Genomic DNA, 23,152 nt, shown 5'->3' on the forward strand with positions numbered 1-23,152 from the left:
TCCTCGATTATTCTGCAGCGGCGAGAAACTCGCCATCCATGAACTGAGGGAACCATGATTCATGGGCCGAACGCAATTCATTAATCGCTACTGCGCGGGCGTTACCCAGCTTAACAGTTGAGCCGCCTGTCTTGCCGATAACGGCAAGCGAAACGCCTTCTGCTGCCGCGCGAGCGGAGACGGTTTCAAGATTCGTCTGGCTGACTGTGAACACATAACGACCCTGGTCTTCACCGTAGAATGTGCGCACCGGGTGGTGACCTTCGACGGCATCAACCGTCGCGCCGATGTCGGACGCCATAGCCATTTCGGCCACGGCAAGCGCCAGGCCGCCGGATGAGCAATCGTGAACAGCACTTGTCAGGCCTTCGGTGATGATGGCGCGGACAAAATCGCCGGTCTTCTTTTCATGGGCCAGATCCACATGCGGGGCAGGGCCATCGATGCGGTTATGAATATCGCGCATGTAGACGGACTGAGCGATGTGGGAGCCGAGCCCTTCAGGCGCACCGGCCAGAAGGATGACCTCATCACTGGCTGCAAAACGGATGCGGGCCATCTTTCCCCAATCCGCCATCAAGCCAACGCCACCGATGGTGGGGGTGGGAAGAATGGCTTGGCCGTTGGTCTCGTTATAGAGCGAGACATTGCCGGAAACGATCGGGAATTCCAGCGCAAGGCAGGCTTCGCCAATGCCCTTGATGGCATGAACCAGCTGGCTCATGATCTCGGGCTTTTCCGGGTTGCCGAAATTGAGGTTATCTGTGGCAGCCAGCGGCAATGCGCCGGTTGCCGTGATGTTGCGCCAGCATTCGGCAACGGCCTGCTTGCCGCCCTCGAAAGCATCGGCTTCCACATAACGTGGCGTCACGTCAGATGAGAAGGCAAGTGCCTTCTTGTCATGGCCTTCGACGCGCACAACACCGGCATCGCCGCCCGGCAACTGCAGGGAATTGCCCTGAATCAGCGTGTCGTACTGTTCATAGACCCAGCGACGCGACGAGTTGTTGGCAGAACCGACGAGCTTGAGCAGAGCGTCGGCAATATCGGCGTCTGGAACATCGTTCTCAGCCAGTGGTGCGGGCACCTTGGCCGGGGTCCATGGACGATCATATTCAGGCGCTTCATCGCCCAGTTCCTTGATCGGCAGATTGGCGACTTCTTCGCCATTGTGCAGAACGCGGAAGCGCAGATCATCCGTAGTCTTGCCAACGATGGCGAAGTCCAGACCCCATTTAACGAAGATTGCCTTGGCAACATCTTCCTTGGAAGGTTCCAGAACCATGAGCATACGCTCCTGGCTTTCAGACAGCATCATCTCATAGGCGGTCATGCGTTCTTCGCGAACCGGAACCTGATCGAGATTGAGTTCAATGCCGAGGTCACCCTTGGCACCCATTTCAACGGCAGAGCAGGTGAGGCCAGCGGCACCCATATCCTGAATGGCGATGACGGCACCCGTCTTCATCAGTTCAAGGCAGGCCTCCAGCAAGCACTTTTCGGTGAAGGGGTCTCCGACCTGAACCGTCGGGCGCTTTTCCTCGATGGATTCGTCAAATTCGGCAGATGCCATGGTCGCGCCACCAACGCCATCGCGGCCAGTCTTTGCGCCGAGATAAACGACCGGCAGGCCAACGCCCTTGGCTTCCGACAGGAAGATGCCGTCAGACTTTGCGAGACCTGCGGCAAAGGCATTGACGAGGATGTTGCCGTTGTAGCGGGCATCGAATTCGACTTCGCCACCAACAGTGGGAACGCCGAAGGAATTGCCGTAGCCACCAACACCGGCCACAACACCTGCAACGAGGTGGCGTGTTTTCGGGTGGTCAGGGGAGCCGAAGCGAAGAGCGTTCATCGCAGCAATGGGGCGAGCGCCCATGGTGAACACATCGCGCAGAATGCCGCCGACGCCGGTTGCCGCACCCTGATAGGGCTCGATATAGGATGGGTGGTTGTGGCTTTCCATCTTGAAGACGACGACGTCACCATCATCGATATCCACGACGCCTGCGTTTTCACCGGGGCCCTGCACAACGCGCGGACCTGTGGTCGGCAGGGTTTTCAGCCACTTCTTGGAGGATTTGTAAGAGCAGTGCTCGTTCCACATGGCGGAGAAGATACCAAGCTCGGTAAAGCTTGGCTCGCGTCCGATCAGGTCCAGAATGCGCTGGTATTCATCGGGCTTGAGCCCATGGGATGCAATGAGTTCCGGGGTGATCTTGATATGATTTGGAAGTGTCATAGGTCTCACGGGGTTCGAGCCGGTACGGGAGTTTCCGGTTCTTTACCGCAAGAGACAGCAAGGCGCGACAGGAAAATGTTCTGAAGCCCCCGCAAAAACCGCCTTCACCCCAGTTTTTCGCAGTGTCTGCGCTCTCAGGCCACACCCTCATAACCCGCAGAGCCATTGTCCAGCAGTTGCCGCAGGATGCCGAAGGCTTCGGTCAACTCGTTGCGGGTTTTCGGTGCCGAGAAGCTGATGCGGACGCGGTGAAAGACTTTTTCCGAGCGCCCTGCTTTGAACTCATCCTCGTCATCAATCAAAATGCCTTCCTTCATGGCGGCGCTGCGGAAAGTGCCGGAAAGCCATGGCTCCGGTACTTTGAGCCAAAGGAAGGGAATATCCGGCATCGAGTTGAACTCGAAATCGGCAAAGGCATGGCGGGCAATCGCTACGCGGGCATTGATTTCTGCTGTGCAGTCTCTCCTGATGTCATGCGCGTCACCGCTGTTGACCATGCGGGCGCAGAGTTCAGCCAACAGAAAGGGCAGGCCGCCGGTCATCATGGCGTGGGAAATGCGAATGCGTGACGAGAAGTTTGGCGGGCATGCGACCCAGCCACCGCGAACGCCAGCGGCGACTGATTTCGACAGGCCGCCGATGACAAAGGTCAGGTCAGGGGCGAATTCGGCAATCATTGGCGGCTGGCTGGCAACCGTTGCGCCATACAGATTGTCCTCGATGATCCAAACATTGTACCTGCGGGCGATATCGGAAATGGCGCGACGGCGATCCTCAGGGAGGGTGGCGCAGGTCGGGTTCTGGCCGGTGGGCATCAGGAAAATCATTTTCGGATGCTGTTGCGCGCAGACGCGCTCCAGATCCTCAGGGATGATTCCTTGCTCATCGCATTCCACCACCGCTGCGCGCCGACCGGCAAGAATTGCCGCCCGGGCAATCTGCGAATAGGTGGCGGTTTCAAACACGATCCGATCGCCCGGCGAGGTCATTGCGGTGATGACGCTCATGATGGCGGCATGCGCGCCAAGCGTGGGGACGATGCTGTCCAGCGCAGGCGACCAGTCTCCCTGCGAAAGCCAGCGGACACCAGCCTGTGCCCATTCTTGCGGAAATGCCCTTGCATAGTCTGTGATCTCGAAGGAGCAGTCTCTGGCAATCTCTGCAATGTGCTTTTCGACAATAACACTTTGGCCGACATCCGGGGCGGCCGTGGTGTTCAGGCGGAATTTGTTGGGAGTTTCCGAAGCGGGCCTTGTGCCACCAAAGGATGCCACTGCACGTTCATGCGCTGCTGCCGGGCTCGGTGTCATGCTTGCATTCACATATGTGCCGCGGCCAACTTCGCCACTGACAAGCCCGCGTTCATGAATGAGTGCATAGGCACGGCTGATCGTTCCAATTGTCACCCCGAGATCGAAGGCGAGGTTCCGCTGCGGCGGCAGTTTCGCGCCAGCGGGCAGGGTACCATCCGCGATAGCTGCTTCGATGTGATCAGCAAGCCGGATGTAAATGGGGCCTGTGCCGCTTGAAAGGTCGGGTGTCCAATTTGTCATGGTGACAATATATGCATTGTATCTGCATTCATGTCAATTGTATCTCTGTTCAGGAATGAAAACCCAGACAATTTCTGAACGGCAGGTACAATATGCTCAAGATGGATCAGTATAACAAGACAATAGATACAATGTATCCCGATGGATACGAGCGCGAGCGGATCTTTCGGGATAGCGGCGATATGCTTGACCCTAAGTCGGTCTCCGTTGCAAGGGGGTTCTTTGCGCGGTTGTTCGAGAGGATTGCGCTCAGTACAGCCAAGCGTGCGGGTAGACTGGCCCTCCGCGAATTGTCCGAAGAGCAATTGGCAGACATCGGTCTCACGCGTCACGAGGCATTGGAGGAGGCCCGCAAGGCATCCCTCTTCTCGTGGCCATCTCGTTCCCTTTAAGTAAATTAGTATGTGACGATTTTTAAATTCAACTTTTAATCGTCGGTGGATAGAAGTACGCAATCTAGTTTATTAAAACTTAATAATAATTGGCGATATTGTCATGACGTTGCTAGGGGATATTGTGATGTCATCGATTCAGCAGAAAATTATTGTTGTCAGTCTGGGTATTTTCGCCTTAGCCGGGAGTGCCGCCGGAATTGGACTTTGGTCCGCTGCCGAACTAACCGGTAATGCCAATCGCATCGCAACGTCAGCGGAGGTGCTGCGCAACCACATGCAGGCAGACATGATGCATGATGCGCTTCGGTCTGATGTTTTCGCGTCGCTGCTGACCTCCAACCCATCCGCCGGAATTTCCCTGAAGGATGTAAAGCAGGACCTTGCAGAACACGTAGCTTCTTTCCGAGAAATGATCGCGGCAAACGAGGCTCTCGCAACGGACCCCGAAACGCAAAAAGTCGTGAAAAGCGTTGAGCCTCCTTTGCGCGCTTATATCGACAGTGCGACCAAGCTTGTGGGCTTGGCTGAAACAGACACCAACGCCGCCATGCAGGTGCTGCCCGATTTCATGAAACAATTTTCGGAGCTGGAAACGGCCATGGAGGTTGCGGGCGACAGTATTGAAAAGGTCGCGGAGAGTATCAGCGCAGAGAGCGGCGCTACCAGCGTCTATATCAATAGCATCCTGGAGACGCTCATCGTTTTGACCGTCTTCTTCTCAGGCATCATTTTCTATATCTCTCGGCGAACGATCAGTGCACCGATCCTCGCGCTCTCGAAATCCATGTCTCAACTTGCGCAGGGTCGCACCGACGTCATCAGCGCCGGGGTCGGTCGCAAGGATGAAATTGGTTCGATGGCTGCAGCGGTGGAAGTGTTCCGTGAAGCGGCCATTTCCAAAAAGCGAATGGAGGCGGAAGCTGAGGCGTTGCGCTTGCAGGCGGAAACCGATCGTTTGGCAGCTCAGGAACGAGCGGAAGCTGTTGCGGCTGAACGCTTGCGTGTGGCGACATCCGGCTTGGCGGGAGGCTTGAAGCGGCTGGCATCGGGCGACCTTTCCTTCCAGCTGAACGAAGCCTTCTCGCCAGAATTCGAGGCATTGCGGCAGGACTTCAATCTGTCCGTCAAACAGCTCGGCGATACATTACGGTCTATTGCAGACAGCATTTCCGCCATCGGCAATGGCACACAGGAAATTGCCTCTGGCGCGAATGATCTTTCACGCCGTACAGAACAGCAAGCGGCTTCGCTGGAGCAGACTGCCGCTGCACTGGATGAAATAACCGTCAATGTCACCAATTCCAGCCAGAGAACCATGGAAGCACAGCGGGCTGCGACTTCTGCGACTGATAGCGCTGCCAAGTCCTCCAAGGTTGTTAACCAGGCGGAAGAGGCGATGCAGCGGATCGAGAATTCCTCGCAGCAGATTTCCAACATCATCGGCGTCATTGATGAAATTGCATTCCAGACCAACCTTCTGGCGCTGAATGCCGGTGTTGAGGCTGCGCGCGCTGGTGAAGCAGGTAAAGGCTTTGCTGTTGTTGCGCAGGAAGTACGCGAACTGGCGCAGCGTTCTGCGAATGCGGCCAAGGAGATCAAGGCGCTCATCCAGACGTCAACGGCGGAAGTTGGAAGCGGCGTTGAACTCGTGCGTGAAACAGGCCTTGCATTGAACGAAATTGCAGACCGGGTCGCTGGCATCAATCAGCATATGAATGCGATTGCAACATCTTCGAAGGAGCAGTCTGTCGGGCTTTCCGAAGTCAATACAGCCATCAACTCAATGGACCAGACAACACAGCAGAATGCGGCGATGGTTGAACAATCCACCGCAGCTTCCTCGGCATTGTCGCAGGAGGTTGAAAAGCTTCGGGATCTTGTTGCTCAGTTCAGCCTGGGAACATCACAATCTGCGGCCGCTGGCGCAGCCCGCGGCAGAGCGCGCATGGTGGCTTGATTTCTCGCCCGATTGCCTTGTCAGCAAAAGCCCGCCATGTGCCGTTTCTTTGAGGCGCTGGCGGGTTTTGTCTCTCAGGAGCAGCCTTTGCCGCCATTCACCCAACGCTTCACGTCTGTGGTGATGCGTGCGGCGTGTGGTTCGTTCATGGCCGGGCCAAAGGCGTCAACCTTTGCTGGATTGCCTTCCGCCTGCACGACGAGCATGGGGCGCGATTCGGGGCTGTTGCGCGGCACCAGCAGAATGCGCGGGCGGCCGGAGAAAGAATTGAGTTCCGGTGCAAGGCGGTACTGCTTGAAAGCCGGGTCGCCTGATTTGAACCAGCAGGCATTCGCACCCAGTGCCACGCGCTCCATGACCGGCAATGCTGCCCGGGATGCCGACGCGGAGGCCACGGGAGCTCTTTCCGCCTGGCAAGCGGCCAGAGAAAGGGCAGCAAGGCCGAGGCCTGCAAGATTGAGAGCGTGGGGAAGGCGCAGGCGGTTCATCGCTTTAATTCCATATCAGTGAAATACAACAAAGCCGGTTTAACCCGGCTTTGTTAATTTTTAAGCTGCGATGACGCCGAGGGCTGAGGCAAAGATACCGCGCCCATCATTGCCGCCATGGGCGGCTTCGATGAGGTTTTCCGGGTGAGGCATCATGCCTAGAACATTGCCCTTGGCATTGATAATGCCGGCGATGTCGTTGAGCGAGCCATTCGGATTGGTGCCTTCCGCATAGCGGAAAACGACCTGGCCCTTGTCTTCGATGGATTTCAGCTCTTCCGGCTCAACAAAGTAGTTGCCATCGTGATGAGCAACCGGCGAGCGGATGATCTGGCCCTTGTCATAGGTACGCGTGAATTCGGTGTCGTTGTTGACGACCTCAAGCTTCACTTCGCGGCAGACGAATTTCAGCGATGCATTGCGCATCAGCGCGCCCGGAAGCATGCCTGCCTCGACCAAAATCTGAAAGCCGTTGCAGACGCCCAGAACCTTGACGCCCTGTTCGGCCTTCTCGCGGATAGCCTGCATGACGGGCATGCGCGCGGCAATCGCGCCGCAGCGCAGATAGTCGCCATAGGAAAATCCGCCTGGAATGACGATCAGATCAACGTCGGGAATGTCTGTTTCCGTCTGCCAGATGGTGATAGGTGCCTTGCCGGAAATCCGAGTCAAGGCCGCGATCATGTCACGGTCACGATTGAGGCCCGGAAGCTGAACGACTGCGGATTTCATGGATCGGCTCCTGAGCGTCAGAGAATAGCGATAGAGTAGTTTTCGATCACCGTGTTGGCGAGGAGCTTTTCGCACATCGCCTTCAGGTCGGCTTCAGCTTTCGCCTTGTCGCTGGTGGCCAGTTCCAGATCGAAGACCTTGCCCTGGCGAACCTGGCCAACGCCTTCGAAACCGAGGCTGCCGAGAGCGCCTTCAATTGCCTTACCCTGCGGATCGAGAACGCCGTTCTTGAGCGTAATAGTCACCCGTGCCTTGATCACCTGATGCTCTCCTGAATTCACTTGACCAGAACCGGGCCGGTACCACGGAGCGGTTCGTTTTCGTTGATAATTCCCAGACGGCGCGCCACTTCCGAATAGGCTTCCAGAAGCCCACCCATATCGCGGCGAAAGCGGTCCTTGTCCATCTTTTCCTGCGTCTCGATATCCCACAAGCGGCAGCTATCGGGAGAAATCTCGTCGGCCAGGATGATGCGCATCATATCGCCTTCGTAGAGGCGACCGCATTCGATCTTGAAATCAACCAGCTGAATGCCAACGCCGAGGAAAAGACCCGACAGGAAGTCATTCACGCGGATGGCAAGCGCCATGATGTCATCAAGTTCTGCCGGGTTTGCCCAGCCGAATGCGGTGATATGCTCTTCAGACACCATCGGGTCTTCAAGCGCATCGGACTTGTAATAGAACTCGATGATCGAACGCGGCAGAACCACGCCCTCATCGATGCCGAGCCTTTTGGAAAGCGAGCCAGCGGCGACATTACGCACGACGATCTCAAGCGGGATCATCTCCACTTCCTTGATCAACTGCTCACGCATGTTGAGGCGGCGGATGAAGTGCGTGGGAATGCCGATCTTGTTGAGATGTGTGAAGAGATACTCTGAAATACGATTGTTCAGAACACCCTTGCCGTCGATGACTGCGTGCTTTTTCTTGTTGAAGGCGGTTGCGTCGTCCTTGAAGAACTGGATGAGAGTTCCCGGCTCTGGACCTTCGTAAAGGATCTTGGCCTTGCCTTCGTAAATACGGCGGCGACGGTTCATATTAACAAATCTCTTGGTTGACGCCGGATGGGTGGCGTTTGTTTCGTCTATTGAAGCGGTCCCATAAAGGAAAAGAAGCCATTCCACAATGAGGCTGGGGCCGCGTTCGCTTCAATTGTGGCCCTTGAGTGCTGCTTCTGCGAGGTGGTGGTCGACTGATGAAGCCTTTTCAACAGCTTTATTTATCAGAAAATCAACGCCTTGCTGAGGGTAAAAACACTATGGGCCAAAACGCCGATGAAATTGTGGTTGAACCGTAGCATAATCAGACATGGGGGAGCGAAGGTTTCTCCGCCCTGCCGTGGGCTCAGCTCATTTTAACGGGGCGATGCCGGGGCCAACCCTCGTTGAGCGCTGAGTCTGAAAGGGAACGGTTCTCCAAGCCTGCGCCGCCACAAAATCGGCCACGGCCTCCGCAGGCAATGGCCGGCACAGGGCAAAGCCTTGCAAGGCATCGCAACCCATATCTTGCAGAATATGAATGTGCTCGGCGCTTTCCACGCCCTCAGCCACAACTCTGATGCCCAGCGAGCGGCCGATATCGATGATGGAGCCCAGCAATTTCCGCTGTTCGTTGGATTGGGGAATGAGCCGAACCAGCTCGCGGTCGATTTTCAGCGTGTGCGGGCTGACTTTCAGCAGGCTGATGATGGAGGCATGGCCCGTGCCAAAATCGTCGATTTCAATATCGATGCCCAGCTCCCGCAGCTTCTTCAGATTGTGGAGGGTGATGTCGTCGCTATCGTCCAGAAAGATGGATTCCAGCAGCTCGAATGCCAGCGTGCCTGCTTCAATCTTGAGACCATCGAGTGACTGGCTCAGCGCCGGATCATGCAGCCGTCTGGCGGACACGTTGACGGAAAGCTTGGGAATGGAAAGGCCCGCCGCCTTCCATTTGCTGAAATCCACCAGCGCCTTTTTTAGGATGATGCTATCGATTGCGGACACGGCATCGAGATCTTCCGCGATGGCGAGAAATCGGTCGGGGGTCAGAATGCCTTCGGCGGAGTGGTTCCAGCGCGCCAGCGTTTCGACACCGGTGATATCAAGGGTCTGTGCGCAGAACTGAAACTGGTAATAGGGAATGAACTCATCTCGCTCCAGTGCGGTCAGAATTTCATCCGAAACGCGCTTCGTGTTGATCAGCCAGTCCTGCGTATCCGATGAGAAAAATTCGAAGCGATTTCGGCCTCGCTTCTTGGCATTGTAAAGCGCGATATCGGCGTTGAGCAGCAGCTGCTTGTAGTCCATATCCGCTCCGATACCGCAGGCGATGCCAATGCTGGCACCGATGCGACATTCATGGCCTTCATGCAGAATGGGTTGCTTCAACTGCTTGATCAACCGCTTGGCCATCGACTCGATTTTGCGAGTGTCGCCATTGAAGGGGGACAGGAACACAAATTCATCGCCACCGATGCGCGCCACGAACTCTTTCTTCTTGCTGGCCTTGCGCAACAGGTTGGCGACATATTTCAGCATGACGTCGCCGGTGCGATGGCCGAGCGTATCGTTGATCTGCTTGAAGCGATCCAGATCGATGTGCAGAATGGCAAGGCCAGGGCCGGCTTGGCCCGTAAAAAGATCGCCCCGTGTCAGGACTTCGTCCAGATACCGGCGGTTTGGCAGGTCGGTCAGATAGTCATGCAGCGCATTGTGCTCGATGTTGATCCGGGCCTGCTCCAGTTCGTGGTTGCGCGTCTCCGTCTGGGTCTTGGCGCGTTCAAGCTCGTTGCGAAGGGCAATATCTGTTGTGACATCCCAATTGACGCCGATCATCTTTCGTTTGCCGTCAATATCGATGAAGGGCAGGGAGCGCGCGCGGATGTAACGCAGGGAACCGTCCGGCAGGATGGCGCGGTATTCTTCCGTGAAGGGCTCAAGCTTTTCCATTTTATCAGAAACGTTAACCAGAACACGGCTGAGATCATCCGGGTGAACGCGGCTTTCCCAGAGCCCGTCGACGAGGATGGGCATGCTTTTGTCGATGCCAAAAATCTCGTACAAACGGTCGTCCCATGTCGTTACGCCGGTCTCGAAATCCACTTCGAAAACACCGACCTGCGATGCTTCCAGCGCGAGTTTCAGGTGGCGGGCCATCCGCTCCATATCGCTTTCGGATGCCTTTCGCTCGGTGACATCGGTATCTGTGCCGACGATGCGCAGAGCCTTTCCGTTTTCGTCGCGCTCAATGCAGGCACCACGACATTCGATCCAGATCCAGTGACCATCCTTGTGTCGCTCGCGATACTGAAAAGCAGCATAGGCCGGATCGCCTTCCGTCTGCTTTTCGAGGCAGTGCACGGTGTGAGCGCGGTCATCAGGATGGACGAGGGTCAACCACTCTTCGAGGTTGGCTTCAATGGGATCATCCGGTGCCATGCCACGCATAGAGCGCCAGGTTTCAGAACCATACATCTCGCCCGTCGCGAAGTTCTGATCCCACACGCCAGACAGCGAACCCACCAGCGCACTGTTCCAGCGGCTTTCTCGCATGGCAATCTCGCGCTCACGCAGGCTTTGCGCTGTGATGTCGGTGAATTGGGCGAGAATGATCCCGCCTGCGCTCGCCTGCATGCGGGTCAGTGACAGAAGTGCATGGCGCTGTCTGGTCGGCTCATCGTTCAGCCGGACCTCCAACGTTGCAGGTCCGTTTTTTGAAACATTCACCAGTGCTTCAGTCGCGGCAGCTTGGTCATCCCTATGGATGAGATCCAGAAGGTGGGTCGGGTTTGCGCAGGCGCAGGAAAAATTAGGCGGCAGATATGCAATGTTTCCGCCAGGCAAAAGCTGGATAACGGGAACAGGCAATGCGTCAAGAATTTCTTTCAGTAAAAGATCTTGGTTCACGCGACCCTGCCACCGTTCCCACTATAGACGCCCTGCAATAAGGGTCGCATCGATTGCAGGTTATTGTCGCAGACTTACTCGCTGGTTGATAGCGCACAGGTGAATATTTAATGCCAAATCTACTATTCTTTGATTTGCTGATATATTCAGTCAAATTAAAGGTTAAAGCTGGCCGGTGGTTTCAGCTTGCTGAGGAACTGGGCAAATACCATCGTGCCTTCCGGCCATGGGCCATGACCTGATTCCGCATTGATATGGCCAGACATGCCCGCATCAATAAGCGTGGAGCCCCAGGCATTCGAAATCTCGCCCGCATGCTCATAGCTGCCGAAAGGATCGTTCTGGCTGGCGATGGTAATGGCAGGGAAAGGAAGGGGATCACGCGGGTAGGGGCCGAAGGTCATCAGGTGCTTGGGGCGGATATCCGGGTTTGCCACATCGGGTGGTGCCACAAACATGGCGCCTGCTACCTTACCGGCAATCTGCGGCAGCGCGTGCATAACAGTGGGCACGCCCAGAGAATGGGCAACCAGCACCACGGGCCGAGTGCAGGCGTTGACCTCTTCGATGAGTTTTGCGACCCAGTCTTCACGGACCGGCTTTGTCCACTCCGCCTGCTCGACACGGCGGGCGGTGGACAGCTTTTCCTGCCAACGGCTTTGCCAGTGTTCTGGGCCAGAGTTCGTGTAGCCGGGAACGATGAGGATATCTGCTTCAGATGCTTTCATGCCTCTTATCTGCTAGCGCCACCGCCCGCCGTCAAGAGAGGGGCGGTAAAGGCCCGTAAAATTAATGCAACGCGCGTGTTATTTTACGGAGCGCTCTGGCACCGCGTCCGTCAGGTGTGTGTATTTCGCGAAAATGCTGAGCCGTGCAGGAGCTGAAAACGCAATCAGCCGGCGCGGTATCCCGCGCCGGCTGATTTGATTGTTCGTCAGCGTGATCGGCCGATCAGCCGAAGACGCGGGAGAAAATCGTGTCGACGTGCTTGGTGTGGTAGCCAAGATCGAACTTTTCGCGGATTTTTTCTTCCGGCAGAGCGGCACGGACTTCTTCGTCGGCCAGAAGCTCTTCCAGGAAGTCCTTGCCTTCTTCCCAGACGCGCATGGCATTGCGCTGGACCAGACGGTAGGAATCTTCACGCGAGACGCCAGCCTGCGTCAGCGCCAGCAGAACGCGCTGAGAGTGGACGAGGCCACGGAACTTATTCATGTTCTTCAACATGTTGTCCGGGTAGATCACCAGCTTCTCGATAACGCCAGCCAAACGGTTCAACGCGAAATCCAGAGTGATTGTGGTGTCTGGGCCAATGGCGCGTTCAACCGAGGAGTGGCTGATATCGCGTTCGTGCCAGAGTGCCACGTTTTCCATGGCGGGCACGACGGACATGCGGACCAGACGTGCGAGGCCGGTGAGGTTTTCTGTCAGAACCGGGTTGCGCTTGTGCGGCATGGCCGACGAGCCCTTTTGGCCGGGAGAGAAGAACTCTTCGGCTTCCAGAACTTCTGTGCGCTGCATGTGACGAATTTCAATCGCGACGTTCTCAATGGAAGACGCGATGACGCCGAGCGTTGCGAAGAACATGGCGTGGCGATCGCGTGGGATAACCTGCGTGGAGACCGGCTCCGGCGCAAGGCCGAGCGCCTTGCAGACATGCTCTTCGACAGAAGGATCGATGTTGGCGAATGTGCCGACAGCGCCTGAGATCGCGCCGGTCGCGATTTCAGCGCGGGCGTTGACCAGACGGGCGCGGTTGCGATCCATCTCAGCGTAGAAACGGGCGAAGGTCAGGCCCATCGTCGTTGGCTCTGCATGGATGCCATGGCTGCGGCCGATGCGGACGGTGTCCTTGTGTTCAAAGGCGCGGGTTTTCAGAGCTGCGAGAACCCGGTCCATATCGGCCAGCAGAAGGTCGGCAGCGCGGACCAACTGAATGTTAAGCGTTGTGTCGAGAACGTCTGACGATGTCATGCCCTGGTGGATGAAGCGGCTGTCTGGGCCGACAAATTCTGCCAGATGGGTGAGGAAAGCGATGACGTCATGCTTGGTAACGGCTTCGATCTCATCGATGCGCGCAACATCAAACTGCGCCGCGCCGCCCTTTTCCCAGATCGTTTTGGCCGCTTCCTTTGGAATAACGCCAATTTCTGCGAGAGCGTCACAGGCATGCGCCTCGATTTCGAACCAGATGCGAAACTTCGTTTCCGGCGACCAGATTGCGACCATTTCCGGTCTTGAATAACGAGGTATCATGGCAATGACTTTCTCTCAGGAAGGAATATTTCTGCCCCTTTAGCAAAGTGTTCCGGCAATCTCAACGCATTCGTCGGCAAGGCGAAACATCGGCGGCTGGGCAAGGCCGCCGTTCTCTTTTGGGTTCAGGCGCGACCCTGCTCGGCGGCGGCGCGAACGGCGCTGACCATCTTGCGGTAATCTTCCACACCATCTCCCTTGAAAATAGCAGAACCGGCAACCAGAACATTGGCACCCGCCGCAATGGCGCTACCAGCCGTATCGATGGTGATACCGCCATCCACTTCCAGCTCAATCGGCCTGTCACCGATCAGAGACTTGGCTGCGCGGATCTTGTCCAGCATCGCGGGAATGAATTTCTGACCGCCGAAACCGGGGTTGACGCTCATGATGAGGATGAGGTCGACATCATCAAGCACATTTTCCAGAACGCTGAGCGGTGTCGCAGGGTTGAGCGTGACGCCGACCTTCTTGCCGAGCGAGCGAATGGTTTGCAATGAGCGATGCAGATGCGCACCCGCTTCGGCATGCACGGTGATGCCATCGCAACCGGCCTTGGCAAAGGCTTCGAGGTAAGGATCGGCAGGAGCAATCATCAGATGGCAATCGAAGAAAGCCTGGCTGTGGGGGCGAAGCGCCTTGATGACATCTGGCCCGAAGGAAATATTCGGCACGAAGTGGCCGTCCATGATGTCGAGGTGAATCCAGTCAGCACCGGCAGCCGTTACATCGGCAACCTCCTGTCCAAGTTTTGCAAAGTTGGACGCAAGGATGGACGGGGCGATCCGCACGGGAAGGGACATCTGCTTAGCTCCTCAAGCAAGGTTTTTCGCGCCTTATCATTGCCGGTGAAGAGCAATGATTGCGCGGGTCTTCATTGTTTTCAGCGCTCGGTATGCTCCACAGAAACAAAGGCCGAGCCGTTCCATTGTTGCAGGCGGTAGGGGTTGTCCTGAAGCTCATGGCTTTCGTTGAACATAACGGGGCCGATGGCGGTATCAAACCGAGTGCCGATCATCAGCGCGGATGCCGGTTTGCTCTGGGCTTCTGACAATTCGACCAGCTTTGCCGCCACTTGCGTTACCGCAAAGGCGGGCAGGGCGTAGCCTTCCGGCTCGACATTGGCTGCGCGCAACTGCTGAACCGCATCAACGGCTGAAGGTAGCGTGGCGTAATCGGGAAGCGTAACAGCAAGCACACCAGCAGGCATCGGCACGGGGCTGTTGGCAGCCCTCATCGTATCGCCCGAGAGGATGGTCAGCGGAAATTTCTCAGTTGTGGCATCGCGGGCGATGATGGCCACGTCGTTGCGCTCTGCGCCGATGAAGACATGGGTGATGCCGGTGCGGCTCAGGCGTCGCACAAGCGCGACCTGCTGTTCCTGGGATGGGCGAATTGTATCGGTAAAGGTGGGCTTCAGGCCGGACTCTTCGAGCTTTGCCCTGATGCGGTCCACCAGTTCGCGGCTGTAGATCGTGCCGTCATCGATGAGACCCAAGGAATGGCCCTTCCAGTCCCGCAAAATAGCTGCGCTCACGGCTTCAGCCTCATCGGCCTCGGATGGCGAAAGCCGGAATAGCGGCCATCCGCGCTTCAGCGTATCTTCCATCAGGCCGGATGCGCGGCTGGACAGGGTGATGGCAGGAATATTTGCGTTCTTGAGGGTCGGCAGCCCCTGAGACAATGTCTCGGTGCAAAGGAAGCCGACGACGATGCTGACCTTGGCTGCGACCAGACCATCCGCGATTGCGCCACCGCTTCCTTCTTCGCAACTCTCGTGAATTTCCATGACATCGAGGCCAGCTTTTGCGGCTGCAATCTTCACGCCGTTGCGGATTTGCAGGCCGAGCGCCTCATATGGACCGCTCTGCGGCGCGACCACGCCAATGGTCGCGGCACTTGCTGTGCCTGCCATGGCGAAAGTGGCAGCGATTGCGAGCAGGCGAGTTAGGTGCATGGCGGGGCGGGTTTCCTCTTGCTGTCCTGCGATGTTTAACGACACCGGACGTTTTGCAAAAGAGGAAATGCCCGTCAAAAAGACTGTTAGGCAGGAATTTTCGCGTATTTTCAGCGATATAGGATTAACGGAGCCGTTCACGCCCCGGCATTGCGCAATTGGAGAAACGCATCCCTTGCAAAAAAGGACAGCGGCTGAGGCGGATTGTCCACGTCAAACCAGCCAAACTCTGACAGCTTATCAGGCTCGGTCAGTGAGGGTTCACCCTTGAAATCATCTGTCATGTAGATGAGCGAAAGCCAGTGTTGCCCATCGGCGGCAATGATCTGCTCGCTGGTGCACAGAAAGCTTGCATCGCCAATGCTCAGGCCGGTTTCTTCTTCGGCTTCGCGTATTGCAGCAATTCTGGAATGCTCCATGTGGTCGACTTTGCCGCCCACGATGTTCCAGTGCCCGGCTTCGGGCGGATTGACCCGCCTATAGAGCAGAACCTTGCCATCGCGCCTGATGACAAGGCCAGCGCCAACGCCCGGAAAGTCAATGCCGGGCTTCACAATCACGCCTTCGCGGTTGCGACGATCAGCATGAAGGCTGGAATGTCATCACCGAAACCAACAGGTGTCGGGCCATCATCGTGGTCGCGGTAGTGGCGACGACGGTTGTCATCATTTGCAGGGGGCGTTGCGTTGTGGTTGCGCTCGAAATTGCGAGGTGCTCTTTCTTGCTTACGTTCTGCCTTCAACTTGTCGCCTCCATTTGCCGCGATTTCTACGATAGCGGCTGGCTGAATGATCTTTTCTTCGACAACCGGCTGTGGTGCTTCTGCCTGTGGAGCCGCATCACGACGGTTTCTGTCACGGCCACGACCGCGTTCCTTGTCTTTTTCCTTGCCACGGCGCGGACGCTCGGAAGCAAAGCTTTCCATGGGTTCCGGCAGGGCGGTCAGGTCACCGTTCAGCCATTCGATCTTCTCGTTAATGAGCTTTTCGATAGCGTCGAGATACTTGGTGTCGCGACGGTTGACCAGCGTGAAGGCAGCGCCGGAGCGGCCTGCACGGCCCGTTCGGCCGATGCGGTGCACGTAGTCTTCCGCGTGAATCGGAACGTCGAAGTTGAACACGTGGCTGACATCGGGGATATCGAGGCCACGCGCTGCAACGTCTGATGCAACGAGCAGCGTGATCTGGTTATCCTTGAAGCCCGCAAGCATCTTTGTGCGCGAGTTCTGGTCCATGTCACCATGCAGTGCGCCGACCGAGAAGCCGTGACGTTCCAGCGAGCGGAACAGGTCTGCGACATCTTTCTTGCGGTTGCAGAAGATGATCGCGTTCTTGAGGTCGGTCTGCGCGTTGATGAGATCACGCAGGATGGCGCGCTTCTCATAATCCTTGTCATGCGTCGCAACGATGCGCTGCGTCACGGTCTTTGCCGTCGAGGATGGCTTGGCAACCTCAATGCGGACCGGGTTCTGCAGGAAGCGGTCAGCCAGTTTCTGAATTTCCGTCGGCATGGTGGCCGAGAAGAACAGCGTCTGGCGTGTAAAAGGAATCATCTTCGCGATGCGCTCGATATCGGGAATGAAGCCCATATCCAGCATGCGGTCGGCTTCGTCGATCACGAGGATCTCGACGCCCGTCATCAAAAGCTTGCCACGTTCGCAATGGTCCAGCAGGCGGCCGGGGGTGCAGATCAAAACGTCTGCGCCACGCTCCAGCTTGCGATCCTGCTCATCAAACGACACGCCACCGATTAGCAGCGCGACGTTGAGCTTGTGATTCTTGCCGTATTTTTCGAAGTTTTCCGCAACCTGTGCCGCGAGTTCGCGGGTCGGTTCAAGGATAAGGGTTCGCGGCATTCTTGCGCGCGCACGGCCTTTTTCCAGAAGGGTCAACATGGGAAGTACGAAGGACGCAGTCTTGCCCGTACCCGTCTGCGCAATGCCGCAGATGTCGCGACGTTCCAGCGCTGGCGGTATCGCGCCTTCTTGAATAGGTGTCGGTGTCGTGTAGCCGGCACTTTCAATAGCGGAAAGAACTTTTTGGCTCAGGCCAAGATCAGAGAATGTTGTCAAAGGAAAAACTGTTTCCATGTTGGTTCGAAAAGAACACTTAGCTGTCATAACGGCGGCGCCGCAGACTGTAGCGGCGGAATAGGCCGAATTAGCCAGAAAGTCAAGGAAACAGGGATTTATCTCAAAACAATACAGGTTGCCGCACCGCTTATGGTGCGCCTGACGACTGAAATGTCGTCAATAACCCGATAAGTCATGCGCCGTTTGATCTATTGCAGATAGGTTTTAAGTTCAGTTCCGGCCAGCAGAAAGCGTGCAGGATCGACGGGGTTATCGTTCAAACGCACCTCATAATGCACATGCGGGCCAGTTGAACGGCCCGTGCTGCCCGCTTTGCCGATGACCTCGCCAAGCGCAACCTTGTCGCCTTCCTTCACGAGAATTTCCGAGAGGTGGCCGTAGCGGGTGGTGATGCCATTGCCATGATCGACCTCGACCATGTTGCCGTAACCACCTGAAAAGCCTGCGCTTGTCACCGTTCCAGCGCCTGTTGTCTGAACCGATGCACCCGTTTCGGCGACGAAATCGATTCCCGCATGCAGGGCAAGGCGGCCGAGGAACGGATCGATGCGGTTTCCGAAGCGGCTGGAGATTTCACGGCCCGGGGCAGGGTTACCAAAGGGCAGCGATACAGCCGCGCCGCGCACTGTTTCCAGGCGGATCAGGGCGCTGTCGAGATTGCTGAGTTGCTCTTCAAATGTTGCAGAACTCGTATTCACGGGCTCCACGAAGGGGCCACCAATGTCCTGCGGGACCGAGTCGTCGATGCGGATGCCAGTTCTGCGGATGATATCGGCCATGGCGTCTGCCTTGCTTGCAGCGCCCAATGTCAGCGAGGCGATCCGGCTCAACTGTTCAGACTCGACCTTGTCGAGCGAGGCGATCATCAGCGAAAGGCTGCGGTCGGAAAGTTTGTCGTGCCCGGATGCGTATCCGATGCTGCCCTTCATGCCTGTGGAAGGTGATGACAGGGCGCTGTCGATGGCTTTGGCAGCGCCCGAGAGGCTCGCCTTCTTATCCGGCGCGTAAGCACTGGCGGGGCTGGGTTCGATTACGGGTTTGGAAAGACCGGATTTTTCAGCGCGCTCCAGCAATTCGCTCATGCGGCCATGCCTGGAGGTGAGGGCGCTTTGTTGGGCCAGAAGTTTCTCCACCTTGCGTTCCACTGCTTGCTGATCCAGCACATGCTTGGAGGTGACGCGGTCCACTTGGGCGCGGAGTGCGGCGATGCGATCTTCATATTCTGTCTGCATTCGAGACTGGCGGGCGATGGTCGCGCCGACGAGATCATCGCGCAGAATGAGGTAGGCAGTGGAGCCGATATAGCCGATGCTGAGCAGACCGGCGACGCATAAAGCAGTCGCCGCAAGCCAGGGCCGGATCGTGATGTGGCGCACTTTCTCGCCGCTGGCGAGAATAAGGACGTGCTGCTGGCGTTTTTTGCCAAATGCCAGGTCTTTACCCGCTCTCGTCAAAACGCATCCTCCAGCCAACATCCTATTTGGCTGGATAGTAATTCGTTAAGGTTAACGAAGTTTTGACTTTATCAGCAAGGCAGCAACTACTGAGCGTTTACGGCCTCAAGAACCTCTTGTGCGTGGCCGTTGGCCTTGACCTTGGTCCAGATTTTGGCAATCGCGCCACCGGGCGAGATCAGATAGGTCGTGCGCTCCACGCCCATGTATTTTTTGCCATACATGCTTTTTTCTTTCCACACGCCGTAGCTTTCCAGCACGGTGCGCTCTTCGTCCGACGCCAGCATGACCGAAAGGGAATGCTTGGCTGCGAATTTATCGTGGCTCTTGACCGAATCGGGGGAGATGCCGATCACGACAGTGTTGGCTGCTTCGAATTGCGCACCCAGCGCGCTGAAATCAATGGCCTGCACGGTGCAGCCGGACGTGTCATCCTTGGGGTAGAAATAGAGGACCACTGTCTTGTCGCTGAGGCTTGAAAGAGTGACTTCACCTGAGCCATTTCGGGGCAGGGTAAAGTCCGGTGCTGTATCGCCAATTTTCAAATCAGTCATATATGACCTTTCTTTCGCCGGATTGTTGAGTGAATGGGCCGTTATTCGATATATACCGAATAAGTGCTTCGTCCAGTCTTGTGGCGATACAGACGGTGTGATTGGTAGGACCGTCACGCCGAAAAGACCCTGATAATGATCGAGGGTCGTGGCAGTTTCGGGAGCAAGCACAGGCGGATGGCGGAAATTCGTGGCGAAAAGGTCAGCTTCAGCAAGCGCGATATAAAGCCGCTGCATGCGATGCCCTCTGCCCAGGTTGAAGACCCCATTATTGTTCACTGCCCGCGCCCGCGTTCCATGACGCGATCGCTGCTGAAGGTGTTTGGGGCGCTGGTCATTCTCGCCTTCATTTCCATTGGTGGCATTATCGTTTCGGTCGAAACCGGTTCCATCGACGCCGCATTGACGACACAAGCCAAGCAGGCGCTCGAGCGTGCGCTGGGCTCCAAATACGATGCACGAATCGGCTCCACATCCGTGCGCTTTGCCTCCGGCTTCAATCTGGCTCTGGTGGCGCAGGATGTTGACATCATTGATAAGGAAACCGGCCAGCATTTGAGCCGCGCCCGCGCCATGGGCATGGCGCTCAACCCGCTGGCATTGCTGGCGGGTCGCGTTTCGGTTCAAAGCCTTGAAGCAACGGGCATGGAGCTGGATACCGCGCTTTTACCAAAGGGGCAGGGTATCGACTTCGCCAAGCTTCGTGTGGCTGATGTTCCCGCCTATCTCGATCTGGCATTTGTTGAGCTGGATCGCTTCGCTCAGGCCTTCAAGGCAAGCGGCACAGAGGAGATTGATCTCTCTGAAATCGCCATTCGTTTGCCGCCCCGTGATGACGGCCAGCCTCGCACCATTACACTTCGCGAACTCTCACTGGTGCCCGATGGGGAGGGTGGCTATACGCTGGATGGCAATGTGGCGTTCAACGGCGAGGTGGCGACCTTGTCCCTTGCCGCCAAGGAAATGGCCGACAAGATCGGCAACTTCACGGCAAGGCTGGATGGTTTCGATATCGGTCCACTTCTGGAGCAGCATGATCCCCAGGGGGTGATGCATCAGGGACTCAACGTCAAAGCCGGAGTGAACATCATCGGCAACCGTGCGCTGGGTGACGCAGCGCCGTTGCTCACAGTCTCCGCCGGTATTGGCGATGGCAAGCTCTACATTGGTGGTGATGCGCAACCCGTGTCCAGCGGGGTGATCAACGCCCGATACGACTTCAAAAAGAGCGTTGTGGCAGTAGAAAACTCCCACCTGACGCTCGGCCAGACCGTTCTTCCGCTTCGCGCCCAAATCAAGGACAATGCCAAGGGCTATGACCTGATGATGCGTCTGGAAAGCGCAACTGCGCTTGCCGAAGCGGGTGGGGAGCCGCCTGTCGGCTTTGACCTTGTGGCGGATGGAACATTTGACCGGTCATCGCGTCTGCTCGATATTCCCGGGCTCTATGTGAAGAGCGCGTTGGGCGACATGGCGGGCTCACTCAAGGTCCGGTTCTTAGGCCATGGTTCGCCCGAAATCAGCTTTGGTGGCCAGATTGCCAAGATGGAGGCCAGTGCCGTCAAGCAATTGTGGCCCTTCTGGATGGCGCGCAAGGCACGTCCCTGGGTCGTTTCCAACCTGTTTGGTGGCACGGTCAGAAACGGCTCCATCTCCGTCTTCATACCAGAGGGACGGATGTGTGGCCCGGGTTGCCCGCTGGAACTGTCTGCCAGCGAATTGCAGATCAAATTCGATGTCGACAATACCCGTCTCAACGTAACGGGTGACATTCCGCCGCTTCGGGATGCCTCAGCGCATTTCGAGCTGGTGGGCGAAACCATCAATGTCAATATTATCAAGGCAACGTCGTTCTTCCCGTCCAACCGCACGCTTGCGCTGGATAACAGCAAGTTCTCGATCAAGTCTGTCTATGCCAAGCCGTTGATGGCTGATCTTGATCTCAACGTCTCCGGCTCTGCGGATGCCGTGGCGGAGCTTGCGACATTCCAGCCCATCAACGCACTGAGAGATTCCGACTTCAAGCCGGAGGATTTTGCGGGGCAGATCAAGGCCAACGCAAAGCTGACAGTTGGGCTGCTGACCAGCCAGAACCCACCGCAACCGACGTGGAATGCCAAGCTGGACATGGATGGCGTATCGCTTACGCGCCCGTTCTTTGGCCGCCAGATTTCCGCGGTTAACGGCCCCATGACCATCGACAATGAGGCGTTGCGCCTGAAAGGCAAAGCCCGTGTCGATGATGTGCCTGTGGATATCGACATCGTCCAGCCTACACGCAAGACCAGCACCGTGGCGCGGCAGATGCTTGTCAAGGCAACGCTTGAGCCGGGGCAGGTTGCCAAGCTTGCGCCCGAACTCACAAGCATTCTGGGCGGCACCACCTTGCTGGAGCTTGATGCGTCCGATGCGCGCCGGCAGAACGTCAAACTCGATCTGTCCAATGCTTCGATTGTTTTGCCAGGAATTGGCTGGACAAAAGGTGCAGGTATTGCCGCCGGTGCATCCTTCGTGATGGAAACCGTCGATGGTCTGACAAAGGTTGATAATTTCTCGCTGAACGGCGATGGTTTCGGTGCATCGGGCGATCTCAAATTCGATAAATCCGGCCTGACTGCCGCCAATTTCTCCCGTTTTCAGCTTTCACCGCAGGATGATGTTGCTGTTTCGGTCACGGCATCGCGCAAGAATTACACCGTCAACGCCCATGGCAAATCTCTTGATCTGCGGCCGCTGATCGCAAGATTGCGAAGCTCATCGGCAAAGAATGGCCCGACGGATAAGCCGGATAGCAATTTTGGCGCTTTCAACATCAAGGCCCAGCTGGACAAGGTTTACGGCTTCAATGACGAGGTGATGAGCAACGTCAATGCGGACGTCAATCTGCGGGATGGAAAGCTGCGCACCATCGATCTGAAAGCCGTGACCAGCCGAGGGCAGGCGCTTGTTGCCCAAACCATCAACCGTGGTGATGGCGGAACGATCAACCTGACCAGCAGCGATGCCGGTTCCTTCGCCCGCTTTACGAACCTCTATTCGCGCGTGCGCGGTGGCCTGCTGAACCTCGCTTTGACCACGGCCAATGGCAACGATTGGAGTGGCTCACTCGACATGCGCAACTTCGCCGTTCTGAATGAAGCGAAACTTCAGGATATCGTCGCGACACCGACAGGTGACGACGGGCGAAGCCTGAACACGGCTGTGCGTCGCAACATCGATGTCAGCTCTGAGAAATTCCAGCGTGGATTTGCGCGGGTCGTCTATGTGAACGGCACTCTGGCGCTGGAAAACGGGGTGATACGCGGCGAACAGATTGGCGCGACCTTCCAGGGCATCGTGAAGGATCAGAACGACAACATGGATATGACCGGCACCTTCATGCCTGCCTATGGCCTGAACCGTCTGTTTGCAGAATTACCCTTCATTGGCATCTTCCTCGGCAACGGGCGTGATCGCGGTTTGCTGGGGATCACCTTCAAGCTGACGGGCCAGACGGATTCGCCGCGTCTGGCGATCAACCCTCTGTCACTGATTGCGCCCGGCGTGTTTCGTCAGATTTTCGAGTTCCAGTAGCCGCCCGATG

At 56.7% G+C, this 23,152-nt stretch carries 18 protein-coding genes; 3 read left to right on the forward strand and 15 right to left on the reverse strand.

All coding sequences use genetic code 11. The features are described 5' to 3' along the window. Nucleotides 1–7: 7 nt before the first annotated feature. Together purL and RQI55_RS03960 are read right to left on the reverse strand one after the other, a co-directional pair. Nucleotides 8–2,242 (reverse strand): phosphoribosylformylglycinamidine synthase subunit PurL, encoded by a 2,235-nt coding sequence (purL, locus tag RQI55_RS03955; RefSeq protein WP_243255815.1) that lies wholly within the window; start codon nucleotides 2,240–2,242, stop codon nucleotides 8–10. A 134-nt stretch (nucleotides 2,243–2,376) separates the two neighbouring features. Further along, on the reverse strand, nucleotides 2,377–3,795 hold the full coding sequence (locus RQI55_RS03960; protein WP_243255817.1) for a PLP-dependent aminotransferase family protein: 1,419 nt from the start codon (nucleotides 3,793–3,795) through the stop codon (nucleotides 2,377–2,379). Nucleotides 3,796–3,887: 92 nt separating this feature from the next. On the opposite strand from RQI55_RS03960, the gene RQI55_RS03965 reads away from it, so the two are divergent. Together RQI55_RS03965 and RQI55_RS03970 are read left to right on the forward strand one after the other, a co-directional pair. Further along, nucleotides 3,888–4,187, forward strand: a complete 300-nt coding sequence (locus RQI55_RS03965; RefSeq protein ID WP_243255819.1) for a DUF1127 domain-containing protein — start codon at nucleotides 3,888–3,890, stop codon at nucleotides 4,185–4,187. Between the two features lie 127 nt (nucleotides 4,188–4,314). Continuing rightward, entirely contained in the window at nucleotides 4,315–6,147 is a 1,833-nt protein-coding gene (locus tag RQI55_RS03970; RefSeq protein ID WP_243255821.1) for a methyl-accepting chemotaxis protein, read from the forward strand. Between the two features lie 74 nt (nucleotides 6,148–6,221). Here the strand turns inward: RQI55_RS03970 and RQI55_RS03975 are convergent, their stop codons facing one another. From RQI55_RS03975 to bcp, 13 genes are all read right to left on the reverse strand, one after another. Then, nucleotides 6,222–6,635, reverse strand: a complete 414-nt coding sequence (locus RQI55_RS03975; RefSeq protein ID WP_042619292.1) for a hypothetical protein — start codon at nucleotides 6,633–6,635, stop codon at nucleotides 6,222–6,224. Between the two features lie 60 nt (nucleotides 6,636–6,695). Beyond that, nucleotides 6,696–7,367, reverse strand: coding sequence for a phosphoribosylformylglycinamidine synthase subunit PurQ (gene purQ / locus RQI55_RS03980; RefSeq protein WP_192066942.1), 672 nt, complete (start codon nucleotides 7,365–7,367; stop codon nucleotides 6,696–6,698). A 17-nt stretch (nucleotides 7,368–7,384) separates the two neighbouring features. Next, complete coding sequence (purS, locus tag RQI55_RS03985; protein WP_192066940.1) at nucleotides 7,385–7,627, reverse strand: phosphoribosylformylglycinamidine synthase subunit PurS; 243 nt, start codon at nucleotides 7,625–7,627, stop codon at nucleotides 7,385–7,387. A 17-nt stretch (nucleotides 7,628–7,644) separates the two neighbouring features. Then, nucleotides 7,645–8,409 carry a phosphoribosylaminoimidazolesuccinocarboxamide synthase gene (purC, locus tag RQI55_RS03990; RefSeq protein WP_042619710.1) on the reverse strand — a complete coding sequence of 255 codons (765 nt, stop codon included), beginning with the start codon at nucleotides 8,407–8,409 and terminating at the stop codon, nucleotides 7,645–7,647. Between the two features lie 312 nt (nucleotides 8,410–8,721). Continuing rightward, nucleotides 8,722–11,259, reverse strand: coding sequence for an EAL domain-containing protein (locus RQI55_RS03995; protein ID WP_311272142.1), 2,538 nt, complete (start codon nucleotides 11,257–11,259; stop codon nucleotides 8,722–8,724). Between the two features lie 155 nt (nucleotides 11,260–11,414). Further along, entirely contained in the window at nucleotides 11,415–11,987 is a 573-nt protein-coding gene (locus RQI55_RS04000) for an alpha/beta hydrolase (RefSeq protein WP_192066936.1), read from the reverse strand. A 223-nt stretch (nucleotides 11,988–12,210) separates the two neighbouring features. After that, the gene (gene purB / locus RQI55_RS04005; protein ID WP_042619296.1) at nucleotides 12,211–13,512 is read right to left on the reverse strand and encodes an adenylosuccinate lyase; all 1,302 of its coding nucleotides are present in this window, start codon (nucleotides 13,510–13,512) and stop codon (nucleotides 12,211–12,213) included. Between the two features lie 125 nt (nucleotides 13,513–13,637). Further along, the gene (gene rpe, locus RQI55_RS04010) at nucleotides 13,638–14,315 is read right to left on the reverse strand and encodes a ribulose-phosphate 3-epimerase (RefSeq protein WP_042619297.1); all 678 of its coding nucleotides are present in this window, start codon (nucleotides 14,313–14,315) and stop codon (nucleotides 13,638–13,640) included. An 80-nt stretch (nucleotides 14,316–14,395) separates the two neighbouring features. After that, nucleotides 14,396–15,469, reverse strand: coding sequence for a branched-chain amino acid ABC transporter substrate-binding protein (locus RQI55_RS04015; RefSeq protein WP_243255824.1), 1,074 nt, complete (start codon nucleotides 15,467–15,469; stop codon nucleotides 14,396–14,398). 137 nt (nucleotides 15,470–15,606) lie between these two features. After that, a complete protein-coding gene (locus tag RQI55_RS04020; RefSeq protein WP_243256947.1) occupies nucleotides 15,607–16,026 on the reverse strand; it encodes an NUDIX domain-containing protein in 420 nt (139 codons plus the stop codon). Continuing rightward, on the reverse strand, nucleotides 16,026–17,540 hold the full coding sequence (locus tag RQI55_RS04025) for a DEAD/DEAH box helicase (protein ID WP_243255826.1): 1,515 nt from the start codon (nucleotides 17,538–17,540) through the stop codon (nucleotides 16,026–16,028). The genes RQI55_RS04020 and RQI55_RS04025 overlap by 1 nt, the downstream gene beginning before the upstream one ends. 209 nt (nucleotides 17,541–17,749) lie before the next feature. Beyond that, entirely contained in the window at nucleotides 17,750–19,015 is a 1,266-nt protein-coding gene (locus RQI55_RS04030) for a M23 family metallopeptidase (protein ID WP_243255827.1), read from the reverse strand. Between the two features lie 86 nt (nucleotides 19,016–19,101). Then, nucleotides 19,102–19,569 (reverse strand): thioredoxin-dependent thiol peroxidase, encoded by a 468-nt coding sequence (gene bcp / locus RQI55_RS04035; RefSeq protein ID WP_243255829.1) that lies wholly within the window; start codon nucleotides 19,567–19,569, stop codon nucleotides 19,102–19,104. A 135-nt stretch (nucleotides 19,570–19,704) separates the two neighbouring features. On the opposite strand from bcp, the gene RQI55_RS04040 reads away from it, so the two are divergent. Next, complete coding sequence (locus tag RQI55_RS04040) at nucleotides 19,705–23,142, forward strand: DUF3971 domain-containing protein (protein ID WP_311272141.1); 3,438 nt, start codon at nucleotides 19,705–19,707, stop codon at nucleotides 23,140–23,142. The last annotated feature ends 10 nt before the right edge of the window (nucleotides 23,143–23,152 follow it).

The organism is Rhizobium sp. WCS2018Hpa-16, from assembly GCF_031843705.1.
Lineage (GTDB): Bacteria > Pseudomonadota > Alphaproteobacteria > Rhizobiales > Rhizobiaceae > Agrobacterium > Agrobacterium tumefaciens_C.